Source organism: Caulobacter sp. RHG1, from assembly GCF_013181195.1.
Lineage (GTDB): Bacteria > Pseudomonadota > Alphaproteobacteria > Caulobacterales > Caulobacteraceae > Caulobacter.
Map to the genome: position 1 here is coordinate 584,944 of NZ_SMZP01000001.1, position 23,727 is coordinate 608,670.

The 23,727-nt window shown below is 67.6% G+C and carries 23 protein-coding genes; 13 read left to right on the forward strand and 10 right to left on the reverse strand.

Translation table 11 applies throughout. The features are described 5' to 3' along the window. Window positions 1-36 precede the first annotated feature (36 nt). Complete coding sequence (locus E1H18_RS02700) at window positions 37-1,416, forward strand: DUF4139 domain-containing protein (protein WP_172263429.1); 1,380 nt, start codon at window positions 37-39, stop codon at window positions 1,414-1,416. A 2-nt stretch (window positions 1,417-1,418) separates the two neighbouring features. After that, window positions 1,419-2,999: a hypothetical protein gene (locus tag E1H18_RS02705; protein ID WP_172263430.1), complete on the forward strand. Its 1,581-nt coding sequence runs from the start codon at window positions 1,419-1,421 to the stop codon at window positions 2,997-2,999. A gap of 6 nt (window positions 3,000-3,005) precedes the next feature. Here the strand turns inward: E1H18_RS02705 and E1H18_RS02710 are convergent, their stop codons facing one another. After that, window positions 3,006-3,734, reverse strand: coding sequence for a DUF1134 domain-containing protein (locus E1H18_RS02710; RefSeq protein WP_172263431.1), 729 nt, complete (start codon window positions 3,732-3,734; stop codon window positions 3,006-3,008). A gap of 151 nt (window positions 3,735-3,885) precedes the next feature. On the opposite strand from E1H18_RS02710, the gene lepA reads away from it, so the two are divergent. Further along, the gene (gene lepA / locus E1H18_RS02715; protein ID WP_172263432.1) at window positions 3,886-5,694 is read left to right on the forward strand and encodes a translation elongation factor 4; all 1,809 of its coding nucleotides are present in this window, start codon (window positions 3,886-3,888) and stop codon (window positions 5,692-5,694) included. 88 nt (window positions 5,695-5,782) lie between these two features. On the opposite strand, the gene E1H18_RS02720 is transcribed toward lepA, so the two are convergent. The 4 genes from E1H18_RS02720 to E1H18_RS02735 all read right to left on the reverse strand — a co-directional run bounded on the left by E1H18_RS02720 (window position 5,783) and on the right by E1H18_RS02735 (window position 11,254). Then, the gene (locus E1H18_RS02720; protein ID WP_172263434.1) at window positions 5,783-9,322 is read right to left on the reverse strand and encodes a PAS domain S-box protein; all 3,540 of its coding nucleotides are present in this window, start codon (window positions 9,320-9,322) and stop codon (window positions 5,783-5,785) included. Beyond that, complete coding sequence (locus E1H18_RS02725) at window positions 9,319-9,774, reverse strand: response regulator transcription factor (RefSeq protein ID WP_172263436.1); 456 nt, start codon at window positions 9,772-9,774, stop codon at window positions 9,319-9,321. The genes E1H18_RS02720 and E1H18_RS02725 overlap by 4 nt, the downstream gene beginning before the upstream one ends. Window positions 9,775-9,890: 116 nt before the next feature. Further along, window positions 9,891-10,664 (reverse strand): protein NO VEIN domain-containing protein, encoded by a 774-nt coding sequence (locus tag E1H18_RS02730; protein ID WP_172263438.1) that lies wholly within the window; start codon window positions 10,662-10,664, stop codon window positions 9,891-9,893. Between the two features lie 53 nt (window positions 10,665-10,717). Further along, a complete protein-coding gene (locus tag E1H18_RS02735; protein ID WP_172263440.1) occupies window positions 10,718-11,254 on the reverse strand; it encodes an Ig-like domain-containing protein in 537 nt (178 codons plus the stop codon). A gap of 63 nt (window positions 11,255-11,317) precedes the next feature. On the opposite strand from E1H18_RS02735, the gene E1H18_RS02740 reads away from it, so the two are divergent. After that, the gene (locus tag E1H18_RS02740; protein ID WP_172263442.1) at window positions 11,318-11,491 is read left to right on the forward strand and encodes a hypothetical protein; all 174 of its coding nucleotides are present in this window, start codon (window positions 11,318-11,320) and stop codon (window positions 11,489-11,491) included. Continuing rightward, window positions 11,488-12,108, forward strand: a complete 621-nt coding sequence (locus tag E1H18_RS02745; protein ID WP_172263444.1) for a glutathione S-transferase N-terminal domain-containing protein — start codon at window positions 11,488-11,490, stop codon at window positions 12,106-12,108. Before E1H18_RS02740 ends, E1H18_RS02745 begins: the two co-directional genes overlap by 4 nt. Here E1H18_RS02745 and E1H18_RS02750 read toward each other — a convergent pair. After that, the gene (locus E1H18_RS02750; RefSeq protein WP_370526413.1) at window positions 12,038-13,126 is read right to left on the reverse strand and encodes a D-alanyl-D-alanine carboxypeptidase family protein; all 1,089 of its coding nucleotides are present in this window, start codon (window positions 13,124-13,126) and stop codon (window positions 12,038-12,040) included. The genes E1H18_RS02745 and E1H18_RS02750 overlap by 71 nt on opposite strands. Before the next feature lie 81 nt (window positions 13,127-13,207). Between E1H18_RS02750 and E1H18_RS02755 the strand changes: the two genes are divergently transcribed. Further along, window positions 13,208-14,281 (forward strand): L,D-transpeptidase, encoded by a 1,074-nt coding sequence (locus tag E1H18_RS02755; RefSeq protein ID WP_172263448.1) that lies wholly within the window; start codon window positions 13,208-13,210, stop codon window positions 14,279-14,281. On the opposite strand, the gene E1H18_RS02760 is transcribed toward E1H18_RS02755, so the two are convergent. Further along, window positions 14,278-15,159 (reverse strand): alpha/beta hydrolase, encoded by an 882-nt coding sequence (locus E1H18_RS02760; RefSeq protein ID WP_172263450.1) that lies wholly within the window; start codon window positions 15,157-15,159, stop codon window positions 14,278-14,280. The genes E1H18_RS02755 and E1H18_RS02760 overlap by 4 nt on opposite strands. 196 nt (window positions 15,160-15,355) lie before the next feature. Between E1H18_RS02760 and E1H18_RS02765 the strand changes: the two genes are divergently transcribed. The 3 genes from E1H18_RS02765 to E1H18_RS02775 all read left to right on the forward strand — a co-directional run bounded on the left by E1H18_RS02765 (window position 15,356) and on the right by E1H18_RS02775 (window position 16,603). Continuing rightward, complete coding sequence (locus E1H18_RS02765; RefSeq protein ID WP_172263452.1) at window positions 15,356-15,973, forward strand: beta/gamma crystallin family protein; 618 nt, start codon at window positions 15,356-15,358, stop codon at window positions 15,971-15,973. An 11-nt stretch (window positions 15,974-15,984) separates the two neighbouring features. Continuing rightward, the gene (locus tag E1H18_RS02770) at window positions 15,985-16,383 is read left to right on the forward strand and encodes a beta/gamma crystallin-related protein (RefSeq protein ID WP_172263454.1); all 399 of its coding nucleotides are present in this window, start codon (window positions 15,985-15,987) and stop codon (window positions 16,381-16,383) included. An 82-nt stretch (window positions 16,384-16,465) separates the two neighbouring features. Beyond that, the gene (locus E1H18_RS02775; protein ID WP_172263456.1) at window positions 16,466-16,603 is read left to right on the forward strand and encodes an entericidin A/B family lipoprotein; all 138 of its coding nucleotides are present in this window, start codon (window positions 16,466-16,468) and stop codon (window positions 16,601-16,603) included. On the opposite strand, the gene E1H18_RS02780 is transcribed toward E1H18_RS02775, so the two are convergent. Continuing rightward, on the reverse strand, window positions 16,600-17,022 hold the full coding sequence (locus E1H18_RS02780) for a hypothetical protein (protein WP_172263458.1): 423 nt from the start codon (window positions 17,020-17,022) through the stop codon (window positions 16,600-16,602). The two genes, E1H18_RS02775 and E1H18_RS02780, sit on opposite strands and share 4 nt — an antisense overlap. Window positions 17,023-17,029: 7 nt before the next feature. On the opposite strand from E1H18_RS02780, the gene E1H18_RS02785 reads away from it, so the two are divergent. From E1H18_RS02785 to E1H18_RS02795, 3 genes are all read left to right on the forward strand, one after another. Beyond that, the gene (locus tag E1H18_RS02785; RefSeq protein WP_172263460.1) at window positions 17,030-17,422 is read left to right on the forward strand and encodes a DUF983 domain-containing protein; all 393 of its coding nucleotides are present in this window, start codon (window positions 17,030-17,032) and stop codon (window positions 17,420-17,422) included. A gap of 117 nt (window positions 17,423-17,539) precedes the next feature. Next, entirely contained in the window at window positions 17,540-17,695 is a 156-nt protein-coding gene (locus E1H18_RS02790; RefSeq protein ID WP_172263462.1) for a DUF3309 family protein, read from the forward strand. Window positions 17,696-17,808: 113 nt separating this feature from the next. After that, window positions 17,809-18,558, forward strand: coding sequence for a DUF599 domain-containing protein (locus E1H18_RS02795; protein ID WP_172263464.1), 750 nt, complete (start codon window positions 17,809-17,811; stop codon window positions 18,556-18,558). Between the two features lie 580 nt (window positions 18,559-19,138). Here the strand turns inward: E1H18_RS02795 and E1H18_RS26605 are convergent. Then, window positions 19,139-20,674 carry a methyltransferase regulatory domain-containing protein gene (locus tag E1H18_RS26605; RefSeq protein ID WP_370526399.1) on the reverse strand — a complete coding sequence of 512 codons (1,536 nt, stop codon included), beginning with the start codon at window positions 20,672-20,674 and terminating at the stop codon, window positions 19,139-19,141. Between the two features lie 244 nt (window positions 20,675-20,918). Between E1H18_RS26605 and E1H18_RS02805 the strand changes: the two genes are divergently transcribed. Then, window positions 20,919-22,124, forward strand: a complete 1,206-nt coding sequence (locus E1H18_RS02805) for a glycosyltransferase (RefSeq protein ID WP_241735859.1) — start codon at window positions 20,919-20,921, stop codon at window positions 22,122-22,124. Here E1H18_RS02805 and E1H18_RS02810 read toward each other — a convergent pair. Next, complete coding sequence (locus tag E1H18_RS02810; RefSeq protein WP_172263468.1) at window positions 22,114-23,694, reverse strand: TolC family outer membrane protein; 1,581 nt, start codon at window positions 23,692-23,694, stop codon at window positions 22,114-22,116. The two genes, E1H18_RS02805 and E1H18_RS02810, sit on opposite strands and share 11 nt — an antisense overlap. Window positions 23,695-23,727 lie beyond the last annotated feature (33 nt).

A 23,727-nucleotide genomic window follows, 5' to 3' on the forward strand; every position in this document is an offset into this window, starting at 1 on the left:
TGTAGCTTACCTCTGTAAATACACGGGAGGACATCGATGAACCGTCGCGCGCTGCTGGCTACGGCCGGCCTGCTGTTGATGCCCCTCTCCGCGCACGCGCAGAGCCGCGACGTCTCGGTCACCATCTACAATGCCGACCTCGCCCTGGTCGAGGACGCCCGGTCGCTGGACCTGAAGTCCGGCCGCCAGACGCTGGAGTTCAAGGACGTCTCGGCCCAAATCCGCCCCGAGACGGTCAGCCTGTCGGCCCCCGGGGTGACCATCCTGGAGCAGAACTTCGACTACGATCTGCTGACGCCCGACAAGCTGATGGAGAAGGCGGTCGGCCAGCAGATCAAGATCGTCCGCACCAACCCCGGCGACGGCAAGGAGACCACCGAGGTCGCCACCGTCCTGGCCGCGAACCAAGGCGTGGTGCTGAAGATCGGCGACCGCATCGAGGTGCTGCGCGACGACGGCGTTCCGACCCGGGTGATCTTCGACAAGGTGCCAGAGACCCTGCGCGCCAGGCCGACACTCTCAGTGTCCGTTGACGCAGCGAGCGCCGGCGCACGACAGGCCAAGCTCAGCTACCTGACCTCGGGCCTGTCGTGGAAGGCCGACTATGTCGCCCTGTTCGACGAGGCCAAGGGCGCGCTGGACCTGCAGGGCTGGATCACCCTGTCCAACCAGTCGGGCACGCCGTTCGAGAACGCCCGCACCCAGCTGGTGGCCGGCGACGTCAACCAGTTGAACCAGGCCAATGTCTATCGTCCCAATCGGCGTGGCACGCCCGGCGTGATCAGCGCCGGGACCGAGAGCGGGACCGGCGAGCGCGTGGCCGACTATTACGTCTATCCCCTTCCCGAGCGCACCACGATCGCCGCCAACCAGAACAAGCAGGTCGGCTTCCTGTCGGCCCAAGGCGTGGCGGCGAAAAAGGTCTACGAGATCCGCGAGGGTGGTTTCGCCAGCCAGGGCGAGCCGGAAAAGGCCTCGGTCGCCATCCAGTTCAGTAATGCGCGCCTGGCCGGCCTGGGCAGCCAGCTGCCGGCCGGGACCATGCGGATCTACATGCGCGACGCGAACGGCGATCCCAAGTTTGTCGGCGAGAACGCCATCGGCCACACGCCAGGCGGCTCGGAGCTGTCGATCAAGACCGGCGACGCCTTCGACGTCTCCAGCCAGGCGACCCTGGTGGCCGAGACCAAGGTCTCGCGCACCCGCTCGCGCTACGAGATGCGCTACCTGCTGCGCAACGCCCGCAACGAGCCCGTGACGATCGAGCTGCGCCAAGGCGGCCTGTGGCGCGACGGCGAGGTCAAGGCCGAGAGCCTCAAGAGCCGCCGCATCGACGCGCGGACGTTGGGCTGGTCTGTGCCGGTGCCGGCCAATGGCGAGACGACCCTGACCTTCACGGTCGAGACGGGGTGGTGACCATGCGCGCCTTGATCGGCGCGCTCGCCCTGGCCGCCGCCATTCCCGCCACCGCCGCCACGATCCCCTCGGCCGCGCCTGAAAAGGTTGCCGTGACGCTGTACCGCGATGGCGACGGGCCGTTCCAGGCCATGCCCGACTGGCAGCGCCAGCAGGCCCGTGAAAAGGGCCTGATCCTGGTCACCGAGACCCGCACGGTCGACTTGCCCGCCGGCCGCCACGTCGTGCGCTTCGACGGCGTCGCCGAGGGCCTGATCCCGCAGAGCGCGGCGGTCGAGGGCCTGCCCGGCAAGGCGGTCGAGCGCAATTACGACTACGCCCTGCTCAGCCCCGGAACCCTGGTCGAGCGGTCGCTGGGCCAGCCGATCAAGGTCGTGCGCACCAACCGCACCACCGGTCGCCAGCAGACGGTCGACGCCACGCTGGTCCAAGGCCCCTACGGGCTGATGGTCCGGACCGCCGAGGGCGTCGAGGCTCTGGGCTGCTCCGGCGGCCCCGAGCGGCTGGTCATGGATCGCGCGCCCGAGGGCCTGACCGACAAGCCCAGCCTCTCGACTGTCGTGGACGTCGAGCGGCCCACACGGGCCAAGCTGACACTCTCTTACCTGGCGCTGGGCGTGAACTGGCAGGCCGACTACGTCGCCCGCATCTATCCGGACGGCAAGCGACTGGACCTGACCGGCTGGCTGACCCTGGTCAACAGCGGCGGCAGCCGGTTCGCGGACGCCAGGACCCAGGCCGTCGCCGGCAAGCTGTCGCGCCAGTACGTCCGTGTGGACAAGGGTCGCGCCCGATCGGTTGTCCGCGCCTGCTGGCCGATGGACACCACCCACACCATCGCCTCGCCCGAAGGCGGCATGGCGCTGTACGACCGCGCGCCGATGGCGGCGCCCCCGCCGCCGCCCCTGCCGATCCCGGCCGTGGCCATGCGCGCCGAGGTCATGGTCACCGGCGCCCGCGCCAAGCTGGCCGAGCAGTCGGACCTGGGCGACTACAAGCTCTACACCCTGCCCGAGCCGGTCACCCTGAACGCCCGCCAGACCAAGCAGGTGGCCTTCCTCGACCAGAAAGGCGTCGCCTTCCAGCGGCTCTATGCCGTCCCGGTCAGCGCCTATGACGACTACCACGCCCAGGGAATGCTGGCGCCCGACGTCGTGCTGAGACTTGAGAACAAGGCCGCCGACGGCTTGGGCAAGCCGCTGCCGTCCGGCGCGTTGTCGGCCATCGAGACGGTCGACGGCCGCCCGACCTTCGCCGGCGAGCAGGCCGTGCGCGACGTGGCGGTGGGCGAGCCGCTGGACCTGGTGATCGGCCAGGCCATGGACGTGACAGCCCGTCCGCGCCTCGTCGAGGAAGCCAGGCAAGGCAAGGGTCGGGTACGCCGGAGCTACGAGGTCGACCTCGCCAACGCCAAGACCATCCCGGTGACCGTCGAGATCCGGCAGGACCCCAGCGCGTCGCTGTTCAAGGTGGTGGCCGAGCCGCAGAAGCACGACATCCGCAACGGCCAGGTGGCGTGGCGCGTCACCCTGGGACCGGGCGAGCGCCGCACCTTCCGCTACGCGATCAGCCGGGCGGGCTAGCCGTTCCTAGAACGGCAGCCAGCGGCGCTGGCGGCTGTAGCCGAGGTAACCGACATTGGCCCCCAGGCGCAGGCCGACGCCGGCGCGGATCGGGGCCAGGGTGATCTCGTCGGCCTTCTGGTAGTTCACGCCCAGACCGCCCACGAGATAGGCCGTGCCCTCCACGCCGGGGAAGCGGCGGAAGATGGCGTCGGGATATTGCAGGTTATAGCAGAGGGTGAAGACGCGGCTGGCGTTGCCGCCCCAGTCCCAGCCCACCGTCGGCCCCTGCCAGAACACTTCCTGGGTCGGGCGCCCCTTCATGTAGAGCAGGCCGCGGCCATAGCGCAGGCCGGCGATGAACGCGCCCGAGCCCTCTTCGCCAGCGATATAGGCGGTCGGCTGCCCCTTGTCCTTGAAGATCCGTTCGATCGCCGAGCCGGCGCTCTCGGCCGTCACGCCCAGGAAGTCGGACGTGGCCCGCACCATTTCGTCGGCCGAATAGGTCTGGGCGCGCCCCGTGTCATAGGCTGGAGTAGGACCACCCGAGTTCGACGGCGGCGGCGACGGATAGGCGCCGTAGGTGTCCTGAGCGGGAGGCGGCGGCGGCGTGTAGGGATCGGCCGCGCGCGCCGGGCCGATCGGCTGAGGCGGCGGCAGTTGTTCGCTGTAGTTGCTCTGGCGCGCCAGGGCCTCGGTGGCCGCGGCGCTAAGGCCGGCGGCGGCGCCCGAGAGGATCAGCTTGCGACGGTCCATGGGAGCCCTCCAGATCGATTTCATTGCAACGTTGTTGCAAGTCATTGAGACCGGTTTGGGGCTCCAAACTTAACGACCGGTTAAGCATGACGGGCGCGCTGCGCCGCAACGCCCCCTCGCGAAGCGGGTCAAATGTGCTATGCGCACGCCCATGACTTCGACGCCTCTCGACAAGATCCGCAACTTTTCCATCGTTGCCCACATCGACCACGGCAAATCGACGCTCTCGGATCGTCTGATCCAGGAGACCGGCGGCCTGACTGCGCGCGAGATGAGCGCCCAGGTTCTCGATAACATGGACATCGAGAAAGAGCGCGGCATCACCATCAAGGCGCAGACCGTGCGCCTGAAGTACCGTGCCGACGACGGCGAGGACTACATCCTCAACCTGATGGACACCCCCGGGCACGTCGACTTCGCCTATGAGGTCAGTCGCTCGCTGGCCGCCTGCGAAGGCTCGATCCTGGTCGTCGACGCCTCGCAAGGCGTGGAAGCCCAGACCCTGGCCAATGTCTATTCGGCGATCGACAACAATCACGAAATCGTCCCGGTCCTGAACAAGATCGATCTGCCGGCCGCCGAGCCCGAGCGTGTGCGCGCCCAGATCGAGGATCTGATCGGCCTGGACGCCAGCGACGCCGTCCTGGCCAGCGCCAAGTCGGGCCTGGGAATCCACGACGTGCTGGAAGCCATCGTCACCCGCCTGCCCGCCCCCAAGGGAGACCGCGACGCCCCGCTGAAGGCGCTGCTGGTCGACGCCTGGTACGACGCCTATCTGGGCGTGGTCGTTCTCGTGCGCATCTTCGACGGCACGCTGAAGGCCGGCCAGCAGGTCCGCATGATGCAGACCGGCGCCACCCACCGCATCGACAAGGTCGGCGTGTTCACGCCCAAGGCCACCGACGTCGCGGAACTGGGTCCGGGTGAGGTCGGCTTCTTCACCGCCTCGATCAAGGAAGTGGCCGACGCCGCCGTCGGCGACACCATCACTGACGAGAAGAAGCAGACGGCCGAGCCGCTGAAAGGCTTCAAGGACGTCCAGCCGGTGGTGTTCTGCGGTCTGTTCCCGGTCGACGCCGCCGACTTCGAGGACCTGCGCGCCGCCGTCGGCAAGCTGCGCCTGAACGACGGCAGCTTCACCTACGAGATGGAGAGCAGCGCCGCGCTGGGCTTCGGCTTCCGCTGCGGCTTCCTGGGTCTGCTGCACCTGGAGATCATCCAGGAGCGCCTGAGCCGCGAGTTCGACCTCGACCTGATCGCGACGGCGCCGTCGGTCGTCTACAAGATCCACATGCGCAATGGCGACGAGATGGAGCTGCACAATCCGGCCGATCTGCCGGACGTGATGCAGATCGAGAACATCTCCGAGCCGTGGATCAAGGCGACGATCTTCACCCCGGACGAGTATCTGGGCGGCGTGATCAAGCTGTGCCAGGACCGCCGCGGCATGCAGCGTGAACTCAGCTACGTCGGCAACCGCGCCATGGTCATCTACGACCTGCCGCTGAACGAAGTAGTGTTCGACTTCTACGACCGCCTGAAGTCGATCTCGAAGGGCTATGCCAGCTTCGACTACCAGCTCGAGGACTACCGCGTCGGCGACTTGGTGAAGATGTCGATCCTGGTCAATGCCGAGCCGGTCGACGCCCTGTCGATGCTGGTCCACCGCGACCGCGCCGAAAGCCGCGGCCGGGGCATGTGCGAGAAGATGAAGGAGCTCATCCCGCAGCACATGTTCGTCATCCCCATCCAGGCGGCGATCGGCGGCCGGATCATCGCCCGCGAGACTGTCCGCGCCCTGCGCAAGGACGTGACCGCCAAGTGCTACGGCGGCGACGCCTCGCGTAAGCGCAAGCTGCTGGACAAGCAGAAGGCCGGCAAGAAGCGCATGCGCCAGTTCGGCAAGGTCGAGATCCCGCAGGAAGCCTTCATCGCCGCGCTGAAGATGGACGAGGATTGATCGGCCCCCGCCGTCCTCTCGAACAAACAAAAACGCCCCGCCGGTCCAACCGGCGGGGCGTTTGTCTTTTCGGGATGGGAGCCGGCGGCTACCGACCTCCCAGCGTCTCCAGCCACGCCTTCAGCACTTCGCGAGCGGCCTGGGCGCTGGCGCGGGCCTGAGCGACGGCTTCCTGGACGCCTTGGCCGGCGACGCAGGCGCTTTCGACCTTGCGAGCGTCGGCGCCCAGAGTGTCGAAGCCCAGCAGTCCCGCCGAGCCGGCCAGGGAGTGGCCGTCGGATTCCAGGATCTCGAGGTCATCGGACTGGAACTTGCCATCCAACTGGACCAGCAGCAGGCCGCCCAGCTTCACGGCGGCGTCCTTGCCCATGGTCTCGATGAAGTCCTCGCGGGCGCGCGCCTCGCCGGACAGGTCAGGGATCGCCGACTCGGCGACGCCGCCGATGCGGGCCAGGTCGGGCCGCAGATGGTCGGTCAGCAGCTTGTCCAGCTCGCGCTCGTGGAATGGCTTGAGCAGATGGCCCACCATCCCCGCCTCGCGACAGGCGGCGACCTGGGCTTCGGTGTTGCTGGCGGTCAGGGCGACGATCGGACCGCAGTCCAGGCCCAGAGCGACGATCTCTCGGGTGGCGGCCAGACCGTCCAGCACCGGCATGTGCAGATCCATCAGGACGAGGTCGTAGCGTTGCTGGGCCACAGCCTGCACGGCTTCGGCCCCGTCGCAGGCGACGTCGACCATCAGGCCACGGCGCTTCAGCAGTTCCTCGGCCAGTTCACGGTTCAGCTCGACGTCGTCGACCAGCAGGACCCGGCCGACATAGTCGCCGTGCTCCACATCGACCCGCAGCGGCTGGGCGATCGGATCGGCGGTGAACAGGACGAGTTCGACCCAGAAGGTCGAGCCCTTGCCGATCTCGCTCTGGACGCCGATACGGCCGCCCATAAGCTCGACCAGCTCACTGCAGATCGCCAGGCCCAGGCCCGTGCCGCCGAACACGCGGGTGATCGAGCCATCGGCTTGAGCGAAACGGGTGAACAGGCGCTCGATGGCCTCGGGCGCGATGCCCACGCCCTCGTCGACGACCTCCAGCCGCAGGCGGACGACGCCGCCGACCTGGATCACGTCGGTGCGCACCGTGACCGCCCCCTCGCGGGTGAACTTCACGGCGTTGGACAGCAGGTTCAGCAGGATCTGGCGCAGGCGCAGTTGGTCGCCGATCACCCAGCCGACGGAATCGCCGCTGGCGGTCAGGGTCACCCGCCGCTCTCCGGCCTGAGGTTCGACGAAGGCGATGCTGTCGGCGACGAAGTCGTCGAAGTTGAAGGCCCCGGCCTCCAGCTCGACGGCTCCGGCCTCCAGCTTGGAGAAGTCGAGGATGTCGTTGATCAAGCTGCTCAGCGTCTCGCCGGCCGAGCGGATGCGGTCCACCTTGCGGCGGGCCGACGGCGTCAGCGCCTCCTCGGCCAGCAGGCGCGAGAAGCCGACCACGCCGTTCAACGGCGTGCGCAGCTCGTGGGACATGTTGGCCAGGAATTCGGCCTTGGCCAGGGTGGCGGCTTCGGCGTCGTCCTTGGCGGCGGCCAGCTGCACGGCCATGCTGGCCAGATGCTCGGTCTGGCGCTCCAGGGCTTCCTGGGCCTCGACGCGAGCGGTCAGGTCCTGGACCTGGGCGATGAAGTGCTTGGGGCTGCCGTCGGAATTGGCCACCATCGACACCGACAGACGCACCCAGACGATCGCGCCGTCCTTGCGGATATAGCGCTTGTCCATGTGGTAGTTCGGGATCGCGCCGGCCACCAGTTGCTGAAGCAGGCCCAGATCCTTGTCGAGGTCGTCCGGGTGCGTGATCGTCTGGAAGTCGACCGCCAGCATCTCCTGGGCGCTGTAGCCGACGATGTCGCAATAGGCGCTGTTCACCCGGGCGAAGCCGCCCTCCGGCGACACCAGGGCGATGCCGACGGCCGCGTTGTGGAACGCCGTCTCGAACAGGGCCGCTTGAGCCTTCCGCGCCGAGATGTCGTGCATCAGGGCCGTGAAGCTCCAGCCATCGGGGCCGCGCTCGGCGCTGATCGCCAACTCGATCGTGAAGGCTTCGCCGGACTTGCGCAGAGCCGGAACCTCGACGCGCTGGTCGACGAAGGCGCTGTGTCCGGTGCGGATAAAGCCCGCCATGTCGTCCAACTGCGCCTGGCGGCGATGCGGCGGAGTGATGAAGTCGGTCAGCGGCTTGCCGAACACGTCGCTGCTGGACCAGCCGAAGGTCTGCTCGGCAAAGCGGTTCCAGCCCGTCACCAAACCTTGGGCGTCCGTGGTGACGATGGCCTGGTGGGCGTTGGCGAGGATCTTGCGAGAGCGGGCCTCGCTGGCCTGCAGCTGATCCTCCAGCGCCTTGCGGTCGCTGATGTCGCGGATCACGGCGACCGTGTCGAAGCGCCCGTCTTCATCGTTCTGGGCCAGACGGAAACGGGTTTCGACCCAGACGGCGTGACCTTCGCGGTGCAGGGCGCGGTGGCGGACAGTCGCGACGTCCTGACCGTTGGCCAGGCGCTGCAAGGCGGCGGACACCAGCCAGCGGTCGTCGGCGTGGATGAACTCAAGGGCTCCACGCCCCGCCATCTCTTCGGGCGTCCAGCCGATCAGGCTCTGGACCGCCGGCGAGACGTAGTCGCTGGCGCCGTTGAAGCGGATGCGCGCCACCGTATCGGCCATGCTGGCGGCCAGCAGCTTGTAGCCGGAGCGACTGCGCTTGAGGGCGATCGTCGCGGCCTCGCGGTTGGTGATGTCCTCCAGAACGCCAAACACGCCGATCGGCTTGCCGTCGGCGTCGAATTCGCAAGTGGCGCGGCCAAAGCAGGTGCGGAAGACCCCATCGCCGCGCACGATGCGGATCTTGTAGCTCTGCGGCGCGCCGGCCAGGGCGTCTCGCAGACATTCGCGCAGCAAGTCCTGGTCGTCTGGATGAACCAGTTCCAGCCAGTGCTCGAAGCCAGGCCTGAAGGATCCCGGCTCGCGGCCGTAGATGCGATAGACCTCGTCGGACCAGATCACCGTCCGCTCGACCAGGTCGGCGCGCCAGTGGCCAACGCCGGAAATGGTCTCTGTCATGGCCAGCAAGCGGCTTTGCTCGCCGCTCTGGTGCTTGGCGCGACGGGCTTCAAGACGCGCCACAACCAGGTCGGCCAGCATCTTGAGCTGGTCGATCAGGTGCTGGGCCGGACGCTCACGCGGCGTGTGGTCGATCACGCATAGCGTGCCCAGATTGTAGCCGTCGTCGCTGGTCAGGACCGCGCCGACATAGAACTTCACGAAGGGCTCGCCGACCGCCAGCGGATTTTCCGCGAAGCGCGGATCCTTGGCCGAGTCCTCGACGATCAGGACGCCGTGCGGCTCCAGGCGCAGGGCATGGTCGCAGAACGCCAGCTCTCGCGGGGTCGAGCAGACCGCCAGGCCGTGACGGGACTTGAACCACTGTCGATGGTCATCGACCAGCGAGACCAGCGAAATCGGCGTGCCGAACAGCGCCGCCGCCCGAGCCGTGATCTCGTCAAAGACGTCCTCGGCCCCGGTGTCCAGCACGCGGTACGATTTCAGGGCCGCCAGGCGGGCGGCCTCGATGTCTGGGTTCACCGGGTCGCGTCCGTATCGTTCGCGGGCGGGGCGACAGACGTTCGAGTGGCCAGGGTGTGGATCTTCTGGGCCGCTTCCAGCGGAGCGAAGGGCTTCATCAGATAGTCGTCGGCGCCGGCGCTGATCGCCTGGGCGATGCGGTCCAGGCGCCCGCCGCCGGTGATCATCATCACCCGAGCCTTGCCCTCCGAGGCGGCCTTGATGCGGTTCAGCATTTCCAGGCCGTCGATGCGCGGCATGCGGATATCGACCACCCAGACGTCCGGCGGCGACTGCATGGCGGCGGCCAGCGCCGCCTCGCCGTCTGCAAAGCCCACGACCACGTGGCCGCAGCGCGCCAGGCTGGCTTCCAGGAAGGCGATCTGGATCGGGTCGTCGTCAACGACATAGATCAGCGAACCCAGGCCGCCTTCGACGCGTCCTTTCGAGAGATCGGTAGCTGAGTTGCCCAAGACGCCCTCCGTTGGCCGAGTACGCGGCCGCAAAGGGAGAAGACGGCCTCACAGGTTCAAAATCTCTGAATCGGAGACCTTGGCCGCTGTGGCGCATCGCCGCATGGTTAAGGCGCTCAGAACGGCGGTTTGATCCGGTAGAATCGCGCCTCGCCCAGCAGGTCGTAAACCCGTCGAATGCGGAAAGCCTCCGGGCGCTTTTCCGACAGGGCGAACTCGGCCTGGCTCAAGCCGAACGGCGAGACATCGCCCGACAAGGTGGTCTTCACGACGATCAGGCGCGGGCTCTCGTCCAGACCGAAGGCGATGACGTCGCAACCCTCGGGATCGCCTTCACGCGAGGGACGCACGCGGGCGGCCAGGTCCGGACGGCCGCGATCAGACAGGCGGCGGGCTTCATGGGCGATGATGCTGGCCACGCCCAGCCCCCGCAGGAAGCGGTCCTCGGCCTCGCGACTGGCCATGTCGAAGCGCTGGATCACGCGGACCACGCGCTCGTCCATCGGCATCGGTTGTGGGGGGGCGGCCTCGATCAGCGGCACGGCCGGCGGCGCGGCGAACAGGGCATGCGGGCGAACCGCGGCGGCCAGCAAGGCGGGCTTTGCGGCCAGGTGCTCCTCCACCGCTTGCAACAGGGCCGTGTCATAAGACCAGCGCGGCGGCTGATCGCGCAGGATCGGCAGGCCGATCAGGGACAGCACCGCCGAGATCTCGCCCTGCTTCCACAGGATCGGCATGTCGGCCTTGCCGGTGACGAACCGGACGCTGCGGTCATGGGCGCCGCGATCGACGGCCTTGCCGGCAAGCGTCTTCTCCAGCTGGACGACATAGTCGCCCACCACCACCGCGAGGTCAGCCCCCGTCCACTCGCGCCCCGATTCCCCCGTCATCCGACAATGATGCGCCAGCCGAGGCGACGACGCCACAAGCTAGGGTATGCGGATCAGCCCCTGGCCGCGTCGCCGGTCGCGCGGGGCGCGTCCTGGACGGGCATCTGGTCGGACTTCAGGCCGGCGGCGTCCATGGCGCGGCGCAGGGTGGTCACGGGATCGTCGGCGCCGACCTTGAAGGTCAGGGCCGCGGTCTCGGCGGGATTGTCGCCCAGATTGGCGAAGCCGCCGGCGCGCTGGGCGTTGAAGGTGACGCCATAGTCGCGGTTGCCCAGCACCCGACACAGCAGCACGAAGGTCTTCTGGTCGCTCAGCAGGCGCGGGGTCTTCACGCAATCCATCGGCGTGACATCCGGCGCGGGGGCGTAGTTCCAGGCGCTGGGCGACATCTGCTGGTCGAAGGCCACCTTCAGGATCAGGACGCCCGGCGCGACCGTCGCCCCCTGCGCCGGGTAGGTGGAGACCATCTTCGGCGGGTTGGTCGGCGGCAGGATCAGCACCGGCGAAACCTGGTTCGCCTCCTGCGCATGCGCGGCGGACGCGGCCAGGATGAGGGCAATCGACAGGGGAACCGAACGGCGGCGCGACATCTTTCCAGACTGACCGCCAAGCACGGCCTTCTCAAGGCGCTTTTGCAGGCCTACATCGCCCTTATGACCGATAATCAGATCCCGCCCGCCGACGAGACGCCGATGCAACGCGCCCTGCGCCTGAAAAAGGCCGCCCAGGGCAAGCACGGCCATGGCCCCAAGGCCTCCAGCGGCAAGGTCGAGCGCGCCAGCGCCGCCGCGCCCACCGGCAAGTCCAAGCCCTGGATGACCCGGTGACGATTCCCAGGGTCCTCGGCCGCACGGGCTCGATCAATGTTCGCAAGGTGCTCTGGACCCTCGACGAACTTGGTCTGGCCTATGAGCGCGAGGACTGGGGCCAGGGCTTTGCGCCCACCAACGACGCCAAGTTCGTGAAGCTGAACCCCAACGCCCTCGTCCCCGTGCTGGTCGACGACGAGGGCTCCCTGTGGGAGAGCAACGCCATCTGCCGTTATGTGGCGACCGGCACGCCGCTCTATCCAGATGCCCGCCGTCCGCGCGCCATCGTCGACCAGTGGATGGATTGGCAGGCCACCGAGCTGAACACCGCCTGGCGCTTCGCCTTCTCTGGCCTGGTGCGCAAGACCCGCGGCTTTGGCGACAAGCGGCGGATCCAGGCCAGCGTCGACGCCTGGAACGTGGCCATGGGCCTGCTGGACGCGCGCCTCGTGGACACCGGCGCCTATGTCACCGGCGAGCAGTTCACCCTGGCCGACATCGTGCTGGGCCTGTCGACCCACCGCTGGCTGCACAGCCCGATCGCGCGCGTCGAGTGGCCAGCGCTCAACGACTATTACGCGCGACTGTCGCAACGGCCGGCTTTCCGGAAATGGGCGCTACCGGAGGTTCCGTAACGGGCTCGGAGCCCGCCGTCGGCAGGCTGGAGATCGGCACGCCGGGCAGCATGCCCTCACCCGTCCATTCCCAATGCCAGGGCTCGTAGGCGTAGTTGACGAAGCCGAACCGGCCGGCGTTGACCACCATCCAGCGATAAAGCGGCGAACGTGACATCGCCAACCGATTGGCGTCCGCCGAGCTGTCGGGGCCAAAACCCGGCGCGGCGTCGATGAACACGTCCATGGCCAGGCCCGTGCGGTGGGCCGAGCAGATCGTTCGGCTCAGGCCCTGGCAGTTGTTGTCGCGCGCGCAGCGCTGGGCGTCGGCGTCGGGCGCGCGGAAGCCGGAGAAGATGGTCAGCGCTTCCGGCCGTCGCAGCACGCCGGCCGCCTTCGCCTCGGCCGTCATCCGGCGATAGGCGTCCAACGCCCCGGGCCGCAGTCGGATGGCCTTGCCGCCATAGCTCTCCTTGGGCGCGGCCTGGGCCAGGTTCGCTTCGAGCGGCGCGCCCGGGCACATGCCCTCGCGGTTCACGCGCACGAACGGGCGGGCCAGGTGCCAGCCGGTAAGCATCACGCCGAAGGCGGCGGGATCGAGCACGCCGGTCCGCGCCTGACCATGCGCGCCTTGCCAGCGCGCCAGGGCCGAGGCGAAGCCGTTCGAGCCCGGCGCGCAGGTCGTGCCGATCTCGGCGGCGATACGCGGAGCGTAGGTCTCCCAGCCGGTCTCGGGTTTGCCGAACGGCGTCCAGACCAGGGTCGAGAGCGACGCGGCGTTGACGGCGGCGGCGCTGCCCGGCGCGTCGGTCGCATCGCAGGCCTCGGATGCGCCGGCCAGCGGCGTGGCGCCGCTCAGCGCCGGCGGATCGATCGAAGCCACGTGTTGCGGGGCGGCGTAGGCGACATCGTCACGCGGCTGCGACGGGACCGGTGACGCGCCACCTCCCCCTCCTATTGGCGGCCACATCACCCATAGCCAAAAGCCGCCGACGGCCAGCGCCAACAGACCCAATCCCCACAGCAGCCGGCGCAGCACCCTCAAGTCGATCCCTATCCGCTGTGGAACTTCGCCATGGCTCAAGCCTTGAGAACTCTGACTCGTTCCCCCGGAGTATGCATGATCGGTCTGGTTTCCCGCTTCGCCCTCGTCGCCGCCCTGGCCCTGACCGCCTGCGACGACGCCCCGCCGGCCAAGCCCGCCCCCGCCAAGACCGTCCAGAAAGCGCCCGTGGTCCCTGCCCCGCCGGCGACGGCGGCCAACACCCCGATGGCCCAAGCGATCAACGCCGCGGCGTTCGATCCTGCCGCCACCGATCCCATGGCCCGCCGCGACGTGCTGGTCCGCGTGCAAACGCTGCTGGACCGCGCCCACTTCTCACCCGGCGTGATTGACGGCCGCGACGGCACGAACATGACCCTGGCCATCAAGGCCTTCCAGGCCGCGCGCAGCCTGACCGTCGACGGCGAGGTCACCCAGGCCCTGCTGGACGCCCTGGCGGCCGGCGACAGCGGCGCGGTGCTGGTCGACTACACGATCTCCGACGCCGACGTCGGCGGGCCGTTCTCGCCGGAGCTGGATCCGGGCGACTACGAGGCGATGTCGAAGCTGCCGGCCATGAACTACCACAGCCCGCTGGAGCTGCTGGCCGAGCGCTTCCACATGGACGAGGCGCTGCTGCAGGCTCTGAACCCCGGCGTCGACTTCGCCAAGGCCGGGACGGCGATCGTGGTCACCGCGCCGGGCGTCGACAAGCTGGATCGCAAGGTCGAACGTATCGAGATCGACAAGGCCCTGGGCCAGGTCCGCGTCTTCGACGCCCAGGGCGTGGAGCTGGCGGTCTACCCGGCGACTGTGGGCAGCACCGAGCGCCCCGCCCCGTCCGGCGAGTGGGCCGTTCGCACCCTGGCCCCGGCCCCGACCTACACCTACGACCCCTCACGCCTGACCTTCGGCAAGCCCAAGGGCAAGCTGACCATCAAGGCGGGCCCCAACAACCCGGTCGGATCGACCTGGATCGACCTGACCAAGGACACCTACGGCATCCACGGCACGCCCGATCCCAAGCTGGTCAACAAGCGCGCCTCGCACGGCTGCGTGCGCCTGACCAACTGGGACGCGGCCGAACTGGGCTCGGCCGTTAGCAAGGGCGCCAAGGTGATCTTCATGGGCGCCGAGGCGCGGGCCTCCTAAAGGGCGCGCACCCACTTCAGGAACGCCGCCGGCCAGGCCGCCGCCGGCGCGCCGGACGGTGAGGTCAGGGCAAAGCCGTGGCCGCCTGTGGCGTACTCATGCTCCTCAGCGGTCCCGCCCGCCGCGCGGATCGCGGCTGCGCCCTTGCGGCTGTTCTCGACCGGCACTCGCGTGTCGTCGATGGCGTGGAACAGGAAGGCCTTGGTCGGCGCGGTGAAGCCCTTGAACATCGACAGCGCCGGCCGCGCGGGCGCCGGGATGTTCAGATACGGATAGCCCAGGCCGACGAAGTCCGGCAGCGAGTCCTTCTCGTCCAGATCGTCGATCGGCGGGTAAAGCGGCGCGGCGCCGCGCGAGGCCAGAGCTGCAGCGATCGTGCCGCCAGCCGAGAAGCCCAGCACCCCGACCTTGGCGGCCCCACTGCGGGCGCGCAGGAGGCGCAGGGCGCGCTGGGCGTCCTGCAGCGGCGCGTCGAAACCATCGTCCCAGCCGTCGCCCGGCAGGCGATAGACCAGCACCCCGGCCGTAATCCCTTCGCTCGCCAGCCAGCGGGCGATGGCGCGCCCTTCCTTGTCGGCCACCACCTTGCGGAAGCCGCCCCCGGGGATGACCAGCACGGCCAGATTGCTCGGTGCGCCGCCCTTGGCCGGATAGATCGTCAGGGTCGGGCGCGTGACGCCCAGGACACTGTTGTCGATCGTGCCGTCGGGCATGGTGAAGGGGTCCAGCCGCTCGACCACCCGCACCTTGTCGCCGCCCGGCGCCAGGCCCGGCCACAGCGGGATGTGCTCAGGCGCGGCCTCTGCGCTCCAGGCTGGCGCGGCAGTCAGGGCCAGACCGGCGGCCAGCAGGCCTCGGCGGTTCCAGGCGAAGTCCATAGCTCTCCCCTCCCTCGGATCGTCGCGCGATCCCGCCATGGCGGCGGGCGACTCGCAAGTCCCGTTGACCGATCTCGCCTGTCGCCTATCCGCAAAAGAACGACGTTATTGTATGAAGCTGAAGTGTTCAGGCGCCGTTCAGGCAAAGAACGGCTAGCTTGTCTTCACGACGAAGCCTTCCGGTGGGGAAAACGACATGCTCAAGACTTTCGGCCTCACGGCCCTTTCCGCTCTCGCCCTGGCCGGCGCAGCCGCAGCCCAGGCGCCGTCCTGGAATGGTCAGTACGACGATCCGCCGCGCGGCTCGTATACGCAGTCCTGCCGCGAGATCACCGCCTTCCGCGGCGAGGTCTGGGCCCGGTGTTCGAATCGCCGCGGCGGCTGGGAATGGAGCAGCGCCCGGACGCGCGACTGCGGCAGCCAAGGTCTGGAGAACCGCGACGGCCGCCTTCAGTGCGTCGGCTACGGCGGCGGTAACGGCGGCGGCTGGAATGGCGGCGGTGGCGGCTGGAACAATGGCGGCAATGGCGGTGGCGGTGGCGGTGGCCGTCCCGGCAACAGCTATCGTGGCGACCTGCTGATGTTCGAGGACACCGGCTATCAAGGCCGCGTCTACGAGGTCGTCGGCGATATCCCCGACCTCGACATGGTCCGGTTCAACGACAAGGCGTCGTCCATCAAGATCGTCCGCGGCAAGTGGGAGATCTGCGAGCACGCCAACTATCAGGGCCGCTGCAGCCGCCTGGACGCCGACCAGCCCGTTCTGCCGCGCGAGTGGAACGACGCCATCAGCTCGGTCCGTCGCGTCCGCTAGGAGAGCCCCAGATGCGCAAGACTGCCTTCACCATCGCCTGCGGGGTCCTGGCCCTGCTGACGGCCGGCGCCGCCACGGCTCAGGACCGCCACTATGGCGGCGACCGCCGCGACGGTCGCTATGACCGATACGACGATCGTCGGGATGACCGCCGCGGCGGGGGCGTCGACGTGGTGCTGTTCGAGCACCGCGATTTCGGCGGCCAGTCGCGCCCGATCCGGGGCAACGAGCCCGACCTCGTCCGCATGGGCTTCAACGACCAGACCTCGTCGATGAAGATCATGCGCGGCGTGTGGGAGTTCTGCGAGGACGCCTACTATCGCGGTCGCTGCTGGACCTACAGCTACGACGCGCCCGTGCTGCCCAAGAAGCAGAACGACCGCTACAGCTCGCTGCGCCGCATCCGTTAGGCCGGAAGCCATGCGGGGCCTCTTGAAGCCCCGCATGGCCAACGGTTAAGTTCCCGCGCTTTCCAAGTGGAGTTCGAAACCCATGCGTAAGATCGTCGTCCTGGCCGCCGCCGCGGCCGCCCTGCTGGTTTCGGCCTGCAACACCATCGAAGGCGTCGGCCGCGACGTCTCGGCCGCCGGCCGCGCGGTCAGCACCACCGCCAGCGACGCCAAGCGCTAGGCGTCTTCTTCCCGCGAGGTCTCAGCGCCGATCGCCCGCTTCTCGTGCGGCGCGACGGCGTCTTCGGGCGCCTTGCGGACGGCGTGCTCGGCCTTCGAGGCCGCCGCGCCGTCCCGCGGGGGCTGCGGGTTCACTGGTTTGACGTTCAACACCATGCTCGCCTCGCTATATTCAACTCGGACAATCAACGTCAGCGCGCGGTGGGCGTTCCAGACCGAATTGACCGAACGCTGACGACCTAAGCCCGCCCCATCGTTGAATATTCTTCGCTGAACGATGCTCTTTCGACGCATCCTGGCGGGCAGTTTGCACGACCGGATCCCATGCGGATCTGAAGACGCGTTCACCAATACTTGTTCAACACATGGTGGAATGAGCAAGGTGCGACGGCTGGTCGCCCTTTCCTTGGCGCTGCTCAAGGCGCATATGGACGCCATGTCAGAGACCCAGCCTGCCAATCCTCTGCTCACCGGCCTCAAGCGCGGCGTGCTGCACCGTTGCCCCAACTGCGGCGATGGCCGGCTGTACACGCGCTACCTCAAGGTCGACCCCGAGTGCGAAGCCTGCGGCCATGAGCTGGGCGGCTATCCGGCTGACGATGGTCCGGCCTATTTCACCATCCTGCTGATCGGCCACCTGGTCGTCGCGCCGCTGCTGTTCTTCCCCTGGATCTGGGAAGCCCCGCCCCTGGCGGTGGCGCCCGTGACCCTGACCCTGCTGGCGACCCTGACCCTGCTGACCCTGCCGCGCGTCAAGGGCGCGGTGATCGGCGCCCTGTGGGCCATGCGCATGCGCAAGGCCCAGGACGCCGTCAGCTAGGCGACGCCGACCTCAGAACGGCGCGACGCGGAACCGACAAGCGCCGCCATGTATTCCGAAAGCGTGATCCCAGCGGCGCCGTAGTGGCGAAGGCGGGATCGGAGGGACTTTCGGATCATGCTCGGCACAATCCTCATCATCATCCTGATCCTGGCTCTGGTCGGCGCGCTGCCCACCTGGGGCCACAGCCGTTCGTGGGGCTATTTCCCCAGCGGCGGCCTGGGCCTGGTGCTGATCATCCTGATCATCCTGGTCCTGCTCGGCAGGATCTAGACCCCCACCCGACACGAAGCTTGTCCAAGCTCCCCCTTCCGGCGACGGGAGGGGGAGTTTTTATGATGGCGAACCTGGTTTTCCGACTCTGCGCCTGCGTCTAGATTTGCGCCATGCACTTGATCGACATCATCGTCCTGTCCGTGTTCGCCGCCTGCTGGCTCCTGTACGAGCCCATGCTCAAGCGCCTGGGCGAGAGCGGCGGGGCGCTGAACACCGACATGACCATCATCCGCCGCCGGTGGATGCAGGAGATGGCGGTGCGCGAGATCGCCCTGCTGGACGGCCAGCTGCTGGGTCACGCGATCAATTCGGCCAGCTTCTTCGCCTCGTCGAACCTGATCCTGATCGCCGCGGCGGGCGGCGTGCTGTTCGGCGGCGACAACGCCCTGCGCAGCGTCGAAGGCCTGGCGGTGCTGGCCAAGACCACGCCGCTGATGTTCCAGGTCAAGCTGGGCCTGGTGCTGGTGGCCTTGGCCCGCGGCCTGCTGGATTTCATCTGGTCGATCCGCCAGATGAACTATTGCCTGGCCGCCATCGGCGCCACGCCGATGTGGGCGCCGCCGAACGTGCTGGCCGAATATGCCGAAGCGGCCGGCGGCATCCTCAATCCGGCCCTTTCGGCCTTCAACGCCGGCGTGCGGGCCTATTACTTCGCCCTGGCGGCGGCGGTATGGCTGCTGGGGCCCCTACCCTTCATGATCGCCACGCTGGGCGCCATGACCCTGCTGCTCTGGCGCCAGCGCCGCAGCCGCGCCTCCACGGCGGTGCGCAAGGTGCGCCATATCCTCGAGCGCCAGCCCGTGGTGCATGGTCCGCACATGCCTCCGCGGAACACGACGCCGCCGGAAGACCGGATATAGGTTTTACCGAAACTTGGCCTTAGGAACGCCGCCCGATGCGCGGCGTTCATTCGCCGCGAGAGATCCAGACCCCAGATGCAATAAGCCCCGCCGGTGACTCGGTCTCCGGCGGGGCTAATGGGAAGTCTTGTGGGTAGACAACCTCTTCATACCTTAACCAGCCGGGCTTCGCAACCAGCTTGCTACGGGATTCCGACATTTTCCCGTGAATTCGACGTTCAACTTCCGATATTGCCAAGCTGCCTCCAGATTCCCGGAGCAAGGTTTGAAATATCGAAATTAAGAACCCGCCCCGTCAGAAAGACGCGACCGACGTTTCGATTATAGAGATCTGGAACGTCAGTTTACTTCGCGAAAATCAAATCGATCCAACGCGGTGAACATTGAACAACCGGTACGAACGACGCACCGGAAAAACAAATTCATCTTCCTAGAATGCGATTACGCCAATTAGCGTGGATAGATTTGGCGTTCACTCTCCAAGGAGGCGAACCTGAGCCTTGTGACTCCACAGCATCTTGTGGGCGAGCAAGACCCAGGCGCGCGCCAAACTCCCGTTTAGCGCGCACCCAGCTCTTCGTCAGATCCCCAAGGCCGTCCACACGGGCAGGATCTTGGCGCCCCAGACCTCAGCCTGCGCCTTCAGTTCAGTGAGGTTATCCTCGCCCTGCAGGGTGGCGCCGTCCTTGATGATGGCCTGGTTCTGGCCCTGCAGTAGCGACCAGGTGAAAGCCGCCCAGTCCGCGGGCGTCTTGCCGCCATTCTGCTTGCTCAACCAGAACAGCTGCTGGAAGCGCGGCGCGATAATCCCGCTCCCAAGAACGGGCGAAGCGAAATAGGCCACGTCGCCAACCGAAATCGATCGCTTCGCGATCGCACGGTTCAAGGCCAGGGTTCGGGTCTTGGCCTTGCTGAGGTCCTGACCCGGCGCGACCGGAAGCAGCACGCCCAGACCCAGCAGGATGGTGATGGCCGAAACCAGTTGCTGCAGGCTGACTCCCTTGGTCGCCACCTCGGTCTCGATCTCACCGATCGTCCGCGCCTTGTGGTCCTGCATCAGGTCATAGATCGGGTGATAGATCTGCTCCATCAGCCCTGCCTCGCCCAACGTGCCGCGCACCTTGGTCGGAATGTCGGCGCGCGCCACGGTCAGCACCACCCGCTCCTCGCGCAAGGCAGCTGCCTGCTCGTGACCGACCATGTTGCGAACGCCCCGCAGCCAGTAGTCCCGACGGAACTGCTGGTTGGTGTAGAAGTCGCGGATCGTCTCGCGCAGGGAGGCGTCGGGGATATTGCGCATGAAGGTCGCCTGATCAGGCGTCACGTTCAGGTCGTGGAGACTGTCGATCGTGTGCGCCGATGCGGCGAAACCGACCTTGGCCTCCGCCAGCCAGGCCTCCATGTCGGCGAAGTACATCGGGACCCAGTCGCGGTTCATGTACTCGTGCGCCAGATATTGGCGGTCCTGCCCCTTGATAGACTTGAAGCGCTCCACCGCCGCCGGGTTGGCCTTGGCGTACAGCGGCTCCTGAGCCAGGAACTGCTCGATAAAGGCCAGCGAGGCGTCAGTCTGGCCGACAGGTCCCATGCCTGGCGCGCCCATGACGTCAGCATGTCGCTTCATCAGATGCCGGATCGGCGCCGAGGACGACCAGCCCGGCAGGGTGTTGTAGGAAATGTAGAGCACGCCACCCGGACGCAGCTTGCGGCGGATGAAGTCCACCAGGATCTGGCGGTTCTCGTCCGAGATCCAGGTCCAGATGCCGTGCAGACCGATGAAGTCGAAGTCGGGCAGATCCTGGCGAGCGCAGAATTCCGAGAAGGCCTCGTCGAACAGCTTCGCGTCGGCGCCAGCCAGACGGGTCATCTCCGAGGCGAAGGCGGCCTGGGACGGGTTGAAGTCGGTGCCGTACCAGTTGATCGACGGCTGGGCCGCGGCATGGATGGCGACCGAGAGGCCTTGGCCGAAGCCCAGCTCACAGGCATTTTCGATCTTGGGCGCATGGCGACCGGAGAGCAGAAGCGGAAGGCGGCTTCTCATGGGGTTGAGCTCCCCATAATAGCCGAAGGTATAGTTCACGTCGGTGACGTAGCCGGCGTTCCAGGCAGTGGACACGCGTCCCCCTACGATTGTTGCTAAGAACCAATTGACGAATTAGACGCCTGCATCCACTGCGCCGGCCCGAAGGACGACACACCTTTCCCCAACGGTCATGTACGCCCCGAACGCCCGGAGGTTCCCTCGGCCTCTCCCCAAGCTGGGTCTTTCTGCCATGAAGCACGTATTGCTCTCATTCTGGCGCGGTCTGCCCGTTCCGGTGCGCAGGACTGCCCATCAAGTCGTCAGGTCGCCAGGCGCGATGGTCGCCGCCACGCGACAGGCGATGGACGACGCGGCCCGCGCCCGCGCCGAGCGGATCGGCCTGGCGCGCGCCTTCAGGCGCGCCAGGCGGCAGGGCCTTTCACCAACCCTGCCCGTGACGATCGTGGGCTTCCACGGCGCCGTCCACGGCCTGGGCGAAGGCGCGCGGATGCTGGCGCGGGGCTTTGCCGACGCCGGCCAGTCCGTGCGCGCCCTTGATCTATCGGCCGACGTCGGTTTCGCGGTCGACCTGCCCGCCGCCTACCCATCACCAGCAGCCGACGAGCGCGGGGTGGTGATCTCGCACATCAATCCGCCTGAACTGCTGCGCTGGGCGCGCGACACCGAAGGCCGCCTGCTGGAAGGCCGCCGGCACATCGGCTACTGGGCCTGGGAGCTGGAAGACGCGCCTCCGGAGTGGGCCGACGCCTTTGATCTGGTCGACGAGGTCTGGACGCCGTCCGCCTTCGCCGCGGACGCCATCCGTAAGCTGGCGCCCGCGCGGGTGAAGGTCTCGCCCGCCCCCTACCCGCTCTATCTCAATCCGCGCCCAGCGCCCGACCGGGCCCGCTTCGATCTACCGACAGACCGGATCGTGGTGCTGATGGCGTTCGATCTTCGCTCGACGGCTCAGCGCAAGAACCCCCACGCGGCCCTGCGCGCCTTCCAGCGGGCCGTGGCGATCAGCGGCGCGCCGGCCCTGCTGGTCTGCAAGGTCGTCGGCGCCGATCTCTATCCCGACACCCTGGCGCAGTTGGCGGCCAGCGTTGCGGACGATCCGACCATCCGCCTGATGACCGACAGCCTCTCGGCGGACGACATGGCCCTGCTGACCGCCAGCGTCGACATCGTGCTGTCGCTACACCGCTCAGAGGGCTACGGCCTGCTGCTGGCCGAAGCGATCTGGCTGGGCAAGCCGACCCTGGCCACGGGCTGGTCCTCGACCGTCGAATTCATGGATCCAGCCTCCAGCCAGCGCGTGGACTTCACCCTGATCCCGGTCGAAGGCGACGGAGCGATCTATCGCGAGGGCCGCTGGGCCGACGCCGATGTCGATGACGCCGCCGGCAAGTTGGCGCGCATGCTGTCGGACGACGCCTGGCGCGCCGAACTCGCCGTTGCGACGGCGCGCAACGGTCACGTGTCGTTCGATCGAGAAGCGTGGCTGGCGCTGATGCGCCGGTTGCTGCCGATCACCCCTTAGGGGCGGTCATCACCGGAGAGTCGTCCAGGGCCGGCAAGTCGTTGATCGACTTCGGCGGCTCCACCTTGTCGGCCGAGATCGGCTTGGCCGGCAGCTCGCTTGACGGCGGACGGATCGGGGTCGTGTCGCCGGGTTCGGGCTTCTTGGGCTCCATCGGCAGGGCGATCTTGTCCAGGGTCTGGACGATCAGATCCGTCGGCAGCACGCCCTTGTAGCGGACCTTCTTGAAGTGCCGCTCAGGATCGTAGGACGCCACGCCCGGCGCCAGGTTACCGACCTCCAGCGTACCGACCTGGGCCAGCAGCTGCAGGCGCCCGACATACTCGTTGGCGCGGGCCCGGACAAAACCGATCTGGGCGTTCTGCAGTTCGGCCTGGGCGTTCAGCACCTCGATGGTGCTGCGCAGGGCGAAGCGCTCTTCCTCGCGGACGCCATAGAAGGCGATGGTGCTGGCCTTCATCTCCTCCTCGATGGTCACCAGCGACCGGCGCGCGGCGACCAGCTGGTCCCAGTACTGCGAGACGCTCAGCACCATGTTGCGGCGCGCGTCCTCGATCAGCAGCTTGTCGCGATTGTTCTCTTCGATTGACTGGCGAACCGCCGAGTTCAGCTGACCGCTGGTGAACAACGGCTGGCTCAGCGTGACGCCCGCATTGACCGTGTCCTCGCGAAGCGCGCTGCTCCCCAGATAAGGAACTTGAGGTCCGTTGCGGTAGTCGGCCCGCGCACTGACCGTGAACAACCGCTGGGCGCGCGCCTCGGCGACGCCTTCGCGCGAAGCCTTTTCGGTGTAGCCGGCGGCCAGCAGGGTCGGATTGGTCTGTTCAGCCTGGTTGAACGCCTCGTCCAGGTTGACGGGCAGATCGTCGATATCGGGCTCGGGCTCCAGCGCCTCGGGCAACCGGCCGATGATCGAGCCATAGAAAGCGATGCTGACGTTCAGCTGGGCCTGGGCGTTGGCGACCTGAGTGCTGGCCGAGGCCAGGCGCGCCTTGGCCTGCTGAACATCGGTCAGGGTCACCTGGCGGACGCTGTACTTGTCCTCAGTGTCCTGCAGTTGCTTGCGCAGCCAGGCCTCACCGCCCTGAGCGATCCGCAGGACTTCCCGGTCGCGGCGGACCGACACGTAACCATTGGTCACGCGGATCAGGAGATCCATCTCGATGCGGCGCAAGTTCTCACGGGCGGCCTTGATCTGAGCCTCCACGCCCTGCAGGCGCGCGGCGTACCGGCCGTTGGTGTAGAGCGCCTGGCTCAGCGACAGCTGGCTGGTCTGCTGGGTGGCCTCAATGCCGGAGCTTTGGACGTTGGTCTGCCGCCAACCGTAGTTCTCCGACACCGCAGCGCTGGCCTGCAGGCCGTAGGCCGCCCGCGCCTGGGTGTAATTCTCATCCAACGCGCGCATGGCGGCGCGCTGAGCCTGGATGTTCGGATTGCTCTGGTAGGCGGTGGTGATCGCCTCGGCCAGGGTTTCGGCATGCGCGAGGCCGGCGTGAGCCGACACCGCCATGGCCACGGCCACAGCGATCACGGACGTCCGGACGAACAGGGACTTCGACAGCACTCGCATTTCCTAGACCTGGGCAGACCAGCTATCAGCCGG